This window comes from Mucilaginibacter sp. KACC 22063 (genome assembly GCF_028736115.1).
GTDB lineage: Bacteria > Bacteroidota > Bacteroidia > Sphingobacteriales > Sphingobacteriaceae > Mucilaginibacter.
The window spans coordinates 2117991-2132964 of sequence record NZ_CP117877.1 but is presented as its reverse complement, the minus strand read 5'-3'; the positions used below and the strand labels follow the sequence as shown (position 1 = coordinate 2132964).

General features: G+C 48.4%; 5 protein-coding genes. All 5 read right to left on the bottom strand.

All coding sequences use genetic code 11. The features are described from left to right. Positions 1-10: 10 nt before the first annotated feature. Genes PQ461_RS09375 through PQ461_RS09355 form a run of 5 tightly spaced genes read right to left on the bottom strand, consistent with a single transcriptional unit; the run spans position 11 to position 14970 of the window. Positions 11-7066: a type I polyketide synthase gene (locus PQ461_RS09375; RefSeq protein WP_274303608.1), complete on the bottom strand. Its 7056-nt coding sequence runs from the start codon at positions 7064-7066 to the stop codon at positions 11-13. A gap of 5 nt (positions 7067-7071) precedes the next feature. Then, a complete protein-coding gene (locus PQ461_RS09370) occupies positions 7072-8493 on the bottom strand; it encodes a hypothetical protein (RefSeq protein WP_274303605.1) in 1422 nt (473 codons plus the stop codon). 25 nt (positions 8494-8518) lie between these two features. Continuing rightward, positions 8519-12502 carry a hypothetical protein gene (locus PQ461_RS09365; protein WP_274303603.1) on the bottom strand — a complete coding sequence of 1328 codons (3984 nt, stop codon included), beginning with the start codon at positions 12500-12502 and terminating at the stop codon, positions 8519-8521. A 7-nt stretch (positions 12503-12509) separates the two neighbouring features. Next, on the bottom strand, positions 12510-13478 hold the full coding sequence (locus tag PQ461_RS09360; RefSeq protein ID WP_274303600.1) for a hypothetical protein: 969 nt from the start codon (positions 13476-13478) through the stop codon (positions 12510-12512). A gap of 1 nt (position 13479) precedes the next feature. Next, positions 13480-14970 (bottom strand): hypothetical protein, encoded by a 1491-nt coding sequence (locus PQ461_RS09355; protein ID WP_274303598.1) that lies wholly within the window; start codon positions 14968-14970, stop codon positions 13480-13482. Between the last annotated feature and the right edge of the window lie 4 nt (positions 14971-14974).

Sequence of the window (14974 nt, the reverse complement as noted above, 5' to 3'; positions counted from 1 at the left end):
TAAATTTTGATTAAACAGTATAATTATCATTATCATCCACCCCGAGGCCGCTTTTAATAATGCCTGCCAGCTCAGGGCCGTGCTCCTTCACCAAGTCGTGGCCGCCGTTGATGTACTTCATGGTAAAATCGGCATTGGCCAGGGTCAGCCAGCTTTTTACCAGCGTGGCGTCTGTTATCCGGTCGTGTGTACCAGCTATTACGGTAAGCGGCACGTCGATCCTTTGATTCTCGGACTGGTATAACTCTAACACCTGTACATCCGCCCGCAGCAACGCCGGGTTGTTACTTAGTGCTCGTTTCCTTTCTAACACATCGCCAGCATTGTCATATTTATTGATGATCTCATCTATAAACTCTTTGTCGGGTAGCTCATGCAGCCTGCTTTTTGAAGGTGATAAAGGCGCCTCGCAGCCCGACAGGAACAGCTTTAAAGGTAGTTTCCTGCCATGTTCCTTTAACGCATTATAAAACTCATAGGCCACCAGCCCGCCAAAACTATGGCCGAAAAATGCAAAGTCGCCATCCGGTTCGGTGTATTCCGTAAGCAGCGCATCGATCAGTTCGTGCATGGAAACAAAAGGAGCCACGTTGCTGCGCTCCTCCCTTCCGGGTGTTTGCACCGCTACCAACTCATAATGGTCATCAAAAAATGCTGCCCATTTTTCGTAAACGGATGCGCCGGCGCCAAGATAAGGGAAACAAAACAGCCTGATCTTTGCGTTAGTTGCAGGCCGGCTGATCATTTTATATAATCCCGGCTCACTATCTGTTACCGGGCTGGTAATGTTTGAAACAGGTTCCTGTAAGCCATCCGGCTCATCTTCGGATATCTCGGTATAAATCAGCGAAAAGATAAATTCACTTACGGCTTTAATATGCGGATAGTTATATGCCAGCGTATTTGGCAGCTTTATACCGAAGTAATGCTCCAGCTCGGCAGCGAAGGAAATAGACATTAATGAGTCCATGCCCAGAAAGTTAAAACGCTGCTCCCGGTCTATACTGTCTGATGCTTCTATCAGCATTACGTTGCGCAGCTTCATCCGTACAGCGTCCTCTATCATTTTCAGCGCTTTTTCGGGTGGGCTTTTCAGGATCCGATCAACGCCACTCTCTGCAGTTGCGACTTCTGCAACTGCTTGTGGTCTTACCTCAGCAAACAGCGAGGGCTGCAGCGAAAAATCAACAAAGGTGCCGAACTTCTTCCAGTTCACATTCGCCACCAGCGATAGAGCAACGCCGGCAACCAGCTCTTTCTGCATAGCGCTTAATGCAGCTGCAGGTGTCATCAGCTCAAAGCCCAGTTTTTGCAGCACGTTCGCTTCCCGGTCTTCTGCGCTCATACCCACCTCGGCCCACGGCCCCCAATCAATACAAAGCGAGGGTAAGCCCGCCTGATGCCGGTATAAACTCAGCATATCCATAAACTGATTAGCTGCGGAGTAGTGGCTTAATTCCACTGAACCCCATAATGCCGACACCGATGAAAAAAGGATAAAGCAATCCAGGTCATGTTTTAGCGTTAGCTGGTGAATAGCCCAGGTAGCAGAAACTTTTGTTTTCAGCGTATGCAGAAACTCATCCCGGTCCAGCTCCATCACTTTACCAAACCAGTTTACTCCAGCAGCATGGATAACTCCGCGTACCGGCACCCGGCTTTTCTTAAATGCTGTAAACAGCTTTTCCAGCCCACCGATATCGCGCACATCCAGTTGTACTATTTCGATCTTTGCCCCTTTTTGCTGCATGGCAAGCAATTGTTGCACAATACTATAGTCGGGATGGGTATTTGTTATCCCTGCCCATTTATCAGCAACATGAAATTTACGGCGGCTAATTAATACCAGGTGCCTGCCGCCTTTATCCACAACCCATGCGGCACATTTAAGACCGAGCCCGCCAAGCCCCCCTGTAATAATATGTACACCATCGGCTCTAAGCAAAACTTCGGGTGTGGCTTTTGCAGCCTTATTCGCCGTAATTTGTTCAATGTATTGAACACCATTGCGAAGAGCGACAACACGCTCATTACGTGGCTTGTTTATTTTGGCTAAAACAGCAGTAACATCGCTGTCGGTCTCGATATCTATCAAGCCGCCGCGAAGTTCCGGATGCTCCAGGAATAGCGTTTTGGCAAAGCCCCATACCGGCGCATGGCAAATATTAAGCATGGCAGCACCGCCATTCTCAGCGGGCTCTACCAGCTGAGACCGACGCGTTACTATCCAAACAGGTAGAACGAGCGCATTTTTTTTCAAAGCCTGCAGCATGGGTATCAGCAGGCCGGTACCTGCTGATACCTGTTCCTCCAGCTCGGCTACATCTAGTGTGCCGTAGCCAGCCAGATCAGGCGGTATAAATACCAGCCGCCACTGTTGTATATCTTCGCGACTTTTATTGTAAATAATCTTAGCGATAATTTCTACCCATTTTTCCTTATCATCGGCAGTCGAAACCACAAAATCCGGCTTAAGCTTTTTCGGATTATTCTTCGTACGGATGCCTATGCTGAATACCTGCCCTCCTGTATCTTTAATTTGCTGTGCCATTTGCCCAGCAAAGGTGGAGGTTTCGCCAACTATTATCCAGCTCACGTCTGCTTGCTGTTTTTCAGTGTTGAGGGGTATTTGTCCGGCATCTTTCCATTGAAAGCTATAAATGCCGGCGTCCGTCTTTATTTCAACAGGTTGATTTACGGTTTTAGAACGTGCCGACGGCGTTGCAAATTCTGCCAGCTTCGCTGCATTGACGCCTTCCATCCAGTACGATTGCTGTATAAACTTTTGCCCCGGTATCTCTGAGGGATAAATATCTCCCTCCAGCACAGCTCCCCATTTAATATCGGCGCCGGCCTGGTAAAGTTTCCCCAACGAGTCGAACAGAAAATGGTCTTCGGTACGCTCTATTTTCCTGAAATTCATTGAGCGCAGCATTAGTGCATCTTTCAGGTGTAGAGTCTCGTTAGCGGCTACCAGCGTACTAGCGCCCGGCCCTATTTCAATAAAGTGGATTAGCTCATCCTTCGGCAATTGCTCAACCGCCGCTTTAAAATTTATAGTGCCCAGCAAATGCCCTACCCAATAGTCAGCATCAGGAGCTTCGTTCATTTCAGCGCCTTTATATGCCGAGATCCATTTTTTATCCGGCGTTTTAAAGCTGAACTGCTTAACAAATTCATGCAGGTCATCAGCAATAGGCCGCATCAATTGGCTATGGAATGCATGCGATGTTTTTAAATGATAAAATTCGGCACCCTGTTCCTCAAAGTGCTTCATTACCTCAACCACCGCGTCATTCTCACCTGAGATCACGGTCTTTTTATCACTGTTGATAGCTGCTATCTGCATCCTGCCGGCATCCATCACCTTGCGGATCTCCTCGTGGCCGGTAAACAGCGTTACCATCATACCCTTATTATTAATGCTTTCCACTAACAGGGCGCGTTTCAGCAGGATAGACATCCCGGTCTCTGGCTCAAAACAGCCGGCCAGGCAGGCGGCCGCATACTCACCCATGCTATGCCCTACCAGATAGTCTGGCATAACACCGCATTCCTGCCACAAGGTGCCGAGTGCATATTGTACAGCGAAAAGGATTGGCTGCATATACCTGTCGTGGAAAAAGTAGGTGTCTTTTATTTCAAACGCAATTTCTTTCAGGCTGATAGTACCGCCTGCTTCACGTTCGGCTACAACTGCGCATCTGTCAAACGCCTGCCTGAAAACAGGGAAGCGTTGATACAGAACTTTGCCCATAAAAATATAGTGCTCACCCTGGCCTGTAAATAAGAAACACACCTTGCCGTGCTGCGGAATTTTTATACTTTCGGTATCACCACTTGCTATAAAGCCGTCCAGCTTTTCTTTAAGCATGGCCAACGAGTTTACCATAAAATATTTGCGATACTTTAGGTCCGACCGGCACACGGCCTGCGTGAGGCACAGGTCGTCTATTGCGATAGCGGGATTTTCTCCCAGCCAGTCGCTGTATACTTTGGCCTGTTCCAAAAGGCCTTTCGATGTGTTGGCGCTAAACACAAAGTTGCGCTGTGCAAACCGGGAAGGCAATGGTACTTTTGCTGCCGCTGCCTGCACCTGTGGTGCAGATAGGATGGCATGTGCAAGCGATCCCCCAAAGCCAAATGAGCTTACAGCAATACGCCGGGGTTGGTTTGGTTCCCATTCGCGCTCATCAATACTTATTTTTAACCTGGTACCATCAAGCTGTAGCTTCGGGTTAAGGGTTTTGATATGAATTTGAGGCGGCACCTTGCCTTTTTGCAGCATCAGCACACTCTTAATAATGCTGGCTATGCCCGCGCCCGCTTCCAGGTGCCCTATATTTGCTTTTACCGAGCCTAAGTAGCACACACTGCTGCCAGCCGCGCCGTATAGTTTTTTTAGCTGCTCCACTTCCACCGGGTCGCCGGATGAGGTGCCTGTGCCGTGTGCCTCCACATAGCCTATGTCCTTACCTGCAAGGCCTGCTTTATGCAGTGTTTGACTAATGAGCTGGTATTGGGCCTTTCCATTCGGAAAGGTGATGCCGGGGCTGTGTCCATCCTGCCCTATCGCCGAGGCATTCAGTACCGCCAGTATGGTATTACCATCCCGTTCTGCTTCCGATTTGCGTTTCAGCATCACTAAACCGCAGCCTTCGGCACGCACATAGCCATCGGCGCTGGCATCAAATGTTTTGCAACGCCCTTCCGGCGACATCATCCCGAACTGCGAAAGCGTAATGGTGGGGCCGGGGGAAAGTATGGCGTTAACCCCACCCGCTATAGCCTGGGTACAGTTGCCATTTAAAATGGATTGGGCAGCCAGGTGCAAAGCCGTAAGCGATGACGAGCACGCAGTATCAACGGTAAGGCTGGGACCTTTAAGATCGTAAAAATAGGAAAGGCGGTTGGCCGCCACACTGTTTGAATTGCCAAGCCCCGAATAAGCATTAAACCCTTCCATACCTGGACTCAGCTTAATTTTCATGTACAGGTAATCGTTTGTCGACATACCGATAAAAACACCTGTTCCGGATCCCATAAGTTCGTTTTTCTTAACACCAGTATTTTCTATCAGCCGCCACGAGGTTTCCAGCAGTAGCCTTTGCTGCGGGTCAAGCTCAGGTGCTTCATAGGCCGATATCTCGAAAAGCGCCGGGTCGAAGAAGTCTATATTATCAATAAACCCGGACCATTTGGTGCTTACTTTTCCCGGAACAGCCGGTCTTTCATCATAAAACAGGTCATTGTCCCAGCGACTCAAGGGCACCTCTGTTACTGCATCTACGCCGGATGCTAATAAGTCCCAAAATTTTTCGGGACTGTCTGCTCCGCCAGGAAACCTGCAGGCCATCCCCACAATTACTACAGGATCATTATTATCAGTAAGTTCATCTGCGGCTGCCACTTCAGAAACATCTGTGTATATAAACTGCATGTCGCCCGCCAGGTATTGGTTCAGGCATTCTTTGCGGGATACCTTATAATTCCTGGTGCGCGGCATCATTCCATTCGGAACAAATATTACCTCTGCCGGCACTATGCCATAATTTTCGGTAAGATTTGCCTTAATATAACCTGAAATTTTCCGTAGTGTCTCGCGATTGGTATGCCTATGTATCTCCTGGAAAATCAGCAACCGCTCCCCGGTTTCATCTATTGTAGACGTACATACTGTTTGGCTGCCAGTTTGCAGTTCGGTAATTTGGTGGCGTGCACACCATTCCAGATCCTCAGCGGCGTAATTTACACCTCTTATTATCACTACCTCTTTGCGACGCCCCGACAAGTATAGGTATCTGCCTAAAACAAAACCGATATCTCCAGTATGAATAATGTTGGCTTTAACCGGCTTTTTTACAGGCATATCTTCATAATAACCAAAGCTGTTAGACGGGCTTTCTATTAGTATTTCCCCGGTCTCTCCTTCTAAGCAAGCCTCGCCAGTTAAAGTGTGGGCAATGGTTATTTTATCAAGCTCATCAATGAGGTAGGGCATCAGCACCCGTTGCGTGTGTTTTCCGGCGGGTTTTATTAAAATTTTGTCTTCCAACTCATCCAATCCTTGTGTTCCACCTGCCGCCAGCAAAGTTATTTCGGCCAGGCCGTAAACCGGCTTAAAGGAATTACGGCTAAAGCCTGCCGCGCCGAATTTTTCATAAAATTGCTGCATTACAGGCATAGATACCGTTTCGGAACCGATATAGGCATATTTCCAGCAGCTGAGGTCGAGGTTGGCTGAAAATGGTACTTTACGCGTACAATGTTCAAATGCAAAATTTGGTGCGGCTGAGGTATTAGCCCTATAGCGGCTGATAGCCTCAAGCCACAGCTTTGGCGATGAAATAAATGCGCTGGCTGGCATAAAAACACCCAAACCCGATTCATACAGCACCGAAAACAAATGCCCCACCAAGCCCATGTCATGATGAAAAGGGATCCACCCTACAATACTCACCGGCTCTGTTCTTTGGAAAACACGCTTCATCTTAGCCACATTGCACAACACATTACGGTGCCGCAGCACTACCCCTTTCGGCTCTGATGTTGAACCCGATGTATATTGTAAATAGGCAATGTCGTCTGCCTGTACTTCCGGCAGTTCATGGGGTTTCGCGGCACTTTTGAGCGATTCAGCGCTAATCAGCCTTACATGACCCAGCGATTCGCGCTCCAATACTTCAGCAATCAAAGCGCATTGCACCTCATCGGCAACAATGCAGCTAAATGTCCCTTTTTTTAGTATGCGTAGCATACGGCCGTAGCCCTGGCGGTCTTTTATATTTTTGAACGGTGCTAAGGGCGCCGGTATGCAGCCTGCCAGCATAATACCAAAAAAACAGGCCACAAAGTTTGGCTGGTCTTCAGTAAGCATAAGCACCACTTCTTTTCTTTCGGTAAGTGGCAGCAGGTTGGCGGCAACGGTTAAGCACTCGCTTTTAAGGCCGTTAAACGTAACCTTGTGTTTTTCTTCTCCTTTTATGTCCAGGAAAATAATTGCCGTCTCATCTCCTCTTTCGTCCGGGTATTTCAATACCAGGTCAACAACTGTGGCTTTATCCATTTAAATTAAACAGTAACATTTATAGAACTTTTAATTGTGTCTCCGTTTACACCCTTAGCCGTAAGCGTGTAAATGGTTGAACTGGTAATGTTTACCACTTTGCTGCCGTTAACTATATCGGCAGCGGGTACGTTGTAGGTGTCGGGCGTTAACACTAAGCTATCTAAATTTGCCGTTACCCAACTCAGCAGGTAAGCCCCGTTCCCCTGGCTCACGAAATCGAAATACTGAACCTGTGGGTGTACCGTATCTCCCGATCCCAAATAGTAGGTTTCGGTTTTGCCACCAGGCTGGTAAAGGGTAAGTATATTTAGGTTGGTACCGCCAGTGTTAAGCTCGTAACCTTTCCAAGTAGAAGGGTCAAACAGCCATTTCATGCCGCTTAAGGTATCCCCGGTCTTTTGCGTGAATTTAAAATATATCAGATTTACAGGCAATAATTTTATCTGCACTTTCGCATCCGCCATCGCCGAAAAGCCGTTTACCGACAATTGGTAGAAAATGTCTGAAGGCATGTTACCATAGTTGCCCTTGAAATTTTGCAGCAACTCCGTTCCGGGGCTGACTGTAAGAGGAGAGGCGGGCCCGTTCCATTGTGCGCCGGTATTGGAATAAATTGCCGAGGTAGTCCCCCATAAGAAGAACCATTCCAGCACTAAGCTCGCGTCAACTTTTATTGCTCCACTCTTATCGCTGGTAAATGCCGTAATAAGCGGCGGATTTTGTGTGATGGTGGTATCGTCCTTGGCAAATTTTTGGTCAGATGTAAACACCTTTACGGTATAAGTATATTGCGGCGCGGTAGTAGATGGAATGTTAATTAAACATTTTCCGGGAGATGGCGGTGCGCCTGTTACAGGGAAGGTCTTGTCCCCGCCTGGAAAGGGGCTAACCACTACCTTTGTTCCACCAATTGATTGCCAGTACAGTGTTGTGATTTGCGATAATGCAATGGTCGAAGGATCGGCCCATGAAATTATTGCAAGCTCGGTATTTGTCTGCTTGGTGACTCCAACCGTCGCATTGCCGGTATTAACACCGATATATTCTAATATGGTGATGGTAGCCGTCGGCGTTGTGAGATCTAAGCTGGAATTGATGGGCACACTGGTGAAATTAAATTCAAGCGTTTGGCCCGGCTGTAGCTTGGTTGTCACGTTGGCCTTTATAGAAAAGTAGTTACCCGTGTTTGATTTTGCGCACGAAAACCCTGAGGGCGACGTAGCCTGAAAATTCAGGTTGGTCACTAAGTCGGTATTCCCGGTACCCATCGGGAAGGTGATCTGGATCTCATCACCCTTAGGGCCGCCCGCAAAATTTACAACAGATCCGCCTACTGGGTTCTGAATAACCAGCTTCATATTAATGGTGGTGGTAATAAACACCATGGTCGGCTGAAAAGCGTAGCTCAAGATTGGGTTTGCCATAGCTGAATTATATTTAATGGTTAAACTAATTGGTTGGTGCGTTTGCGTCAGCCAGTACTATCCACCCTTCAATAAGCGCAGGGGTATAAGGCTCAAGCCCCGCAACCGGGGTCGATGCCTCTATCGGCACCTCCTCATTCCAGGTGGTAACATCTTTTCTGGCCATCCAGAACCAGTTACCCTTTACCTCAGCAGGCGTCGGCATCCTTATTCTGTCAGGATTTAGTAGCAGAGGTCCTGCCCTAAAAGTAGATTTAAGATTTTGCAGCGCCGATGATACCGGCCCATTCGGCAGGGTTGTCGACCCGGTAGGCAGGCTGCCCGGTATTACCGGGATGTCACCACTCGGGTCGACTATCAGTGTCAACTTTACCGTGGTACCGTCCGGCGTAAGTGATACCAGGTGGCCCGTTTGAACGTAATTGGTTTTAAAACCAGCAGTAATACCAACATTGGCAGCAATACTTTTAAATGTTTTTGCCCCAGTTTTTACCTCGGCAAAAAAGTCCTGCAACTCAGCCGTCTGTCCGTTCGAGCCATAAACCGAGTAAAAAGTATCATAATTATCTGCCTCAAAATAGCCCATTACGCCGTTGGTATGGTATTGATTATCACCAACACGTATGGTAAACGGTGTTTGTGTATAAGGCGGATCGGTTAGCTGGTAAGTGCCATTATTATTGTAATAATCGCCTGTATTTACCCAGCTTTGGTTCAAAATCGGTAGCCCAGCAAAAGCAAGGTTTATCTCGGCACGTACCACAGCCAGCGGCCGGCCTAACAGCAGCGACAGGTTGCCGCTTTGCTGCCCAAAGTTGCTCATTGTCCACAGTGATGCATCGATAGAGCTCATAAGGTCGTCGTAAGCACCTGAGCCAGCGGTTGATGTAGAGAGCAACCGGTTCACAAAATCCTGCAAGTGTTCATTTTCCAGTGCTGGTGGCGCACCCAGCGTGGTATTGCTTCCGGGTACGGCATCCCACCTAATGGTGTATTGCTTAACATCATCTACATTTACCGACTCCCGGCCTACCTTTATTATGGCGCCCTGGTTATTGCCGGAAGCATCAAACACCATCAGCGAGTTATCCAGGTGGTTAGGCATAACCCACCCGCATATCGGGCTGGTTAAGTCGGATGAATTGCTTTTTATATTATCGTCATCGGCTTGCAGCAGGTCTAAGTTTACGCTGGCCTGTTGTGCCAGTCGCGGCGGCAATTGCCCGTAGCTGTCGGTATCACCATTATAAGCATCGCTGCTTGTGGTAAGGCTTTCAGACCATTTAATATTCAGAATAGGCGATTGGATACTTCCCCGCATTATTTGTCCGAAGGCATCAACTATCCAAAGGTCCTGCACTTGGAAATGCCCCGCTGGTATCGGGAACATTGCGCCCGATGTTGTATAATCAGCGCCCACAACCGGCCTGAAATTGGTGTTAGAGTTACCCATCAGGTCCTTTATCTCCGTATCTGCAGGAGCGTAGTTCATGTTTATCAGCATGGTGGTAAGCTGCCTCATCAGCCCGCTCATTGATTGTGTAAGGATATCAAGCTTAGAGATCTGTCCGGCAACCGCTTTAAGGTCATCCAGAAGGTATTGGGGTATTTTCGAGGTATTATAGTTGTCGTCAGCTACGAACGATTCAAATTTTTGCTGAATTACCTTTGCTGTTTGCGCATTTAAAAGTGTCCTCCCTTTAAATAACGGCAAGTTTTGCATGGGTGTAATGGAGCTACCCTCCCACTCATAGTCAATTTCGCCCAGCGACCATGTATCCAGTTCCTTGCCAGGCGTTACCGAGGTGGGGAACCATTGTACGCTCCAGTCCATATACAGCGGTGTCCACGGCTGCACGGTGCGAAAGAACACGGATAAATGCGCCGGCAGCACGCCGGTATATCCTGCTACGTCGGCCAGTGCTTGTTGGTTCACTTGCAGGGCAACAGCATCATTCCAAATCGATGTTTGTTGTGCGCGAACCTGCTGGGCAATAGGGTTAATTTGCGGGTTTGTAGGGTTTGACACGCCGCACATGTTTAAAAACAGTGTAGCTATCTGCCTTGCAAAACTAATATCAAGCAGCATGGTTTCCAGCCAAAGATCCATTACCTCTTTGGGTATGGCGTTCCATGCTGGCAAGGTAACGGCGCTCAATATCTGTTCGGCGCCAATGGTTTGTGCCTGTATAGTGCCGCCTACATTATAGCTTACGGTAATTGAAGATATCGTTTCGCCAGTCATGCGTACCTGCAGGAAATTACCTTCGCCAAACTGGGTGGGGTCATTTAACTTGGTATCCTGATTAATGCCGGCTACCATTACAACAGGGTCATTCGGCGCTGCAAATGCCACCAGGTCAACGGCCTTCACCACATATTCTGCACCTAAGCTGGCTTGCAGGGCTTCGGCATCGTCTATTGCCTGCTTGTTTTTATTATCGTAAGCAGTAAGATTGGCTTTTAAATTGTCAGATATAGCACTTATGCTCTGTTTTACGCGGGTCACTATATCGGCCGGTGTGCTGCGGCCTATATAACTATCCTTTATACTTAGCGAAAACAGCTCGGTACGCTGGCTGGCTATCAGCTTAAACAAAGTGTTTACCTCATCCTGCAGCGTATTAAGATCAATTAGCTTTTGGGTGTCTGTTGGGTCTAACGGTATGGTTTGCTGTCCGCCATTGCCTGCGGTATTGCCAGCTGCCTGCTCTGCAAGTACTACTATCCATTCCTGGCCAGCATAGCCGGTTTCGAAACGCGCATTATGCAACAGCGTTTCAACCATTACAGGGTTGTCCTGCAAATCGAATATAAGGTCTCTCTGGAAGGCTTCAAAGCCACGCTCTATATCAAAAACAAATGGCTCCTGGTGAAATTGTACTGCTATTTTATTGGCCATATAGGTCGATATTGCCTCAATGGCGTTCATGCCCATGGCCAGATCAGGGTAAGCTGTTCCGCCGCCAGGCGCGCCGGAACCGTAGGCATAATTAGTACCTTCCCAAGTAACTGTGCCAATCATAGAGTGGCAAATGGTTTGTGTAGGCAAGTCTGACGGTGTTATGTTATCACCGTTGGCTACCAGCCAGTTGTGCCAGGCTATAATAGCGGCTTTTTCCTGTTCGGGCAGATCTATCTTATCCGGATCGAACGCTCCCTGTAGCCCATGCGCCTGCTGCCAGGCCTGCCAGGCAGCTATAGCTGCGTCAAGGTCGGCAATACCGTTGCCTATTGTCCATCTGTATTTTTCGCGCAGCGTAGCCAACCAGTTTTCGGGGCTATCTACAGGCATATCTGCCAGCAGGTCATTGGCGGGGGTATCGTACCAGCCAAATATAGAATAGGTGTATATCGCTGCATCTTCCCCCAGGTTGTCATGAAGCGAAAAAACGTTTGTCACGTTATCATAGGCGACAGACCACGACACATCCCCCGGCCCAACTGCCTGTAAAAAAGGCGTCCCTGCTGAAGCCTCTCCTTTAAAGTCGACCAGTGCATAGGTTTGCCCGATGCCGCGTACAGGGAAATCTTGATCCTCGGGGTAAGGGTATTGGTTATAATTGTCAGGATTGCTGGTGATGTCATAAAACTCGTCGCTCACCAGTACATTTACCCCATCGTTTCCTATTACCGGAGTGCCGGGCAACACGGGGCCGGAAGTAATATCAGCATTAATATTACGCGGATACTGAAATCTGGTTATCAGCCAGCGGTTGGGAACCGTCGGGAACTGCACATCCGTAGTATTTTCCTGCTGAGCGCCCTGGCGCATACTGTAAGGCAGCGTCCACATTACATGCGCACCTACTTCGGGGCAGTGTTTAGTGTAAAAAGGCGCAGGCTGATCGGGCGTTTGCTGTAAATAAAGGTTAGAGTAATTATATTTTACGCTCGACCATGTGGAAGCCGAGTTATAATCGATCTGGCCGATAAGTAAAATATCAGTGGTCATGGGTATCAATACACATGGACCTGGCCAAACCGGCGAATAAGTAATGTCTGCCATTGTATGATTAATTAAAGCTGCTTTTAACTTCACATGCAGGATAGGCGTTACCGCTTCCATCCTTTATTTGATATGATTGTAGACCTGCCCCCTGCGTAAGTTGGATGGCAAAGCCACCCGGCGTTAGCATACCGTTATTAAGTGCGCCTGCCGGCATGCCGGTCTTTATGGCCTCTACAAGGTTATCTATATCCATTACCCCCGGCTGCTGACCAGTGCCGGTTCGCAACTGCCCGTTTACCTTGAGAAATGCGCCAGGCACATTCGGGTCAGGTATTTGTTCGCCTGCAGGATAAGGCTGATCGGTTGGAAAACCCAATCCGCGCAACGAAACAGTGTACACCGTTGCGCCGCTTTCCCGGCTGATGCCAAAATGCAGTCCCTCGGGCGGTTCGATAAAGTCTACCCTGTCGGGCACGTCATAAAAAATACACAGCAACACGTTGGGCGATAGCCTATCCATACGGAGAATATTAAGCAGTGTGCCCTCTTTATAGCCGTTCACTTCGATCCCGGGCCAACCCGAAACCACCTGCGACCGGAAAATAAAACCCGACATGGTACCCCCTACGGTATTTAACGCCGGCTGATCCTCATTGCGCAAGTTGGAGCGAAGCTTTATCTGGTATGCATCTATCTGCGCATATATATCTTTAAAAAATACTTCGTTAAACACATCGTCTCGGGTCGATAGTACGCCCGCGCTCATGGCTCCATCCACCAAACGATCTAGCCAGTTACGGTCGATGTAAAAAAAACGGATCGATTCCATTGGCAAGAGCCTGGTGTCGGGCGCCAGATATTCTGTTGGTACGCCATATAGCAGGGTAAGCTGCGCCAACCAGGTAGCCAGGTCGTCAGGCAATACCGGCGGCGGTATGCTGTTTCTGTCATTGTGATCACTGGCCGATGAAGCACTTACCATGCAATTGAGCATTGATTTGTGTAGCGATTGTCTGTTTGCCCAGGATTTCATATTATCTGCCGTTAATTTTCTTCTTTAGTTCCAATAGCGGGTCTTCATCACTTTCCAGTAAGGCCTGTATCTCATCTTCCTGTAGTTTACCGGTTAAATATTCGGCAGGTGCCAGCTCTGCGCGTGTTCTAAACTGCGGCCAGTCTACCTTGCTGAATTTATCCGAGAAAAGGCTCATCATGCCCGAAACAATATCAAATTCTTCATTTCGCGCCGACAGGCCAAATACTTGTGCCTTTTGTTTAACCTCCTCGTTTTTAGCGATTTTTGTAATGCTGGCGAGGTATTTGTTACGCCAAGCAAACAAGCCGGATGCAAAGCTGGCATCAGACAGGGCCAGCAGCCTGCCTATTTGCCAAGCCGCGCTGTAAGCATGGTTAAATAGCCCAAATTCCGGATCGTACTGCATGGCGTGGTCGCTGTATAAGTAAGGTCCGTAGCTAAAGTCGCGCCGAGTGGGTGCCGCAACCATAGGGCCACGGTACCATGATGTAGAGCGTTCGCCGTCGCGCATGGCGTTTTGTAATGGTATATAACTTATTTCAAGCGCCTCTTTTGCCAGCTCGTTCTGGGCAGTTGCATCAGCCATTGGCATCTGCAAAAGGTCAACACCACCCCGCCCGGGGTCGCAAAGGTCGGCCATCAGCGTCTTAAAGCTGCCTATAGAAGCGCTGCCGGTAAACTCCCAAGACCCCAACAGTACCAACCGTATGGTATCATACCCGCCGGGAATAACCGCGCCATTCAAATGACTCTGATGCCCTTCGTAGCTTACCATAAATACCAAGTTCTTCATACCGGCTCCCGGCAGGCGGTTACCTATCAACACCGAAAAGCAGCCATCGTCATTCATGCCCAGCATCACTTTTCCGCCGGTGTTTACCTGGCGTGCGTGTGCCAGCATGGGCAGCTCTGTAATGGTTGGTGCTATCGACTGAAAGTAAGCCAAGTTAATATCTACCGCATTCAATGCTTCGTCCGGATTAGTTATACTTCCCAGCACCGGCAGCAATACATTAGCAGGCGCCTGCTGAAATTGCGTAACTGTGGTAGAAAAAGGCCTGCCCACAAAGGGTGTAGTACCTTCCATATCCGCAGCATAAATAGTAAGCAACCCCATCCACGGTATCTGATTTATAGCCGCTGGCGCATCAACCTGTTGATTTGAACCGTCGGTTGGGTCTATTTCCCTCGACCATGGTAAAGAAAAATTATTAAACACTACGTTAGGCAGTGAATTGTCATACGTGCCTGTTTGATTTGCCGGCGGATATAACGAGTGGATACTTGCCGCATCAATAGAAAAACGCGGACCATTAACCAGCAACTTTTGTTCGGCCTGGTATTGAGGGTCGTCTTTATCAGTTACCCCCTTTACTACCTGTGTGGCCTGTAAAGTATAATTACCAGCGGGCAAAGGTGGTTGTATGGAATCGTAAAAACGGATTAACCCCACCCCAATCGTACCCGGCCCTGTTTCTATCTCACTCATATTT

Coding starts and splice junctions, on each gene's coding strand:
- PQ461_RS09355 (WP_274303598.1), bottom strand. CDS start 14,970: ATGAGTGAGATAGAAACAGGGCCGGGTACGATTGGGGTGGGGTTAATC.
- PQ461_RS09375 (WP_274303608.1), bottom strand. CDS start 7,066: ATGGATAAAGCCACAGTTGTTGACCTGGTATTGAAATACCCGGACGAA.
- PQ461_RS09365 (WP_274303603.1), bottom strand. CDS start 12,502: ATGGCAGACATTACTTATTCGCCGGTTTGGCCAGGTCCATGTGTATTG.
- PQ461_RS09360 (WP_274303600.1), bottom strand. CDS start 13,478: ATGAAATCCTGGGCAAACAGACAATCGCTACACAAATCAATGCTCAAT.
- PQ461_RS09370 (WP_274303605.1), bottom strand. CDS start 8,493: ATGGCAAACCCAATCTTGAGCTACGCTTTTCAGCCGACCATGGTGTTT.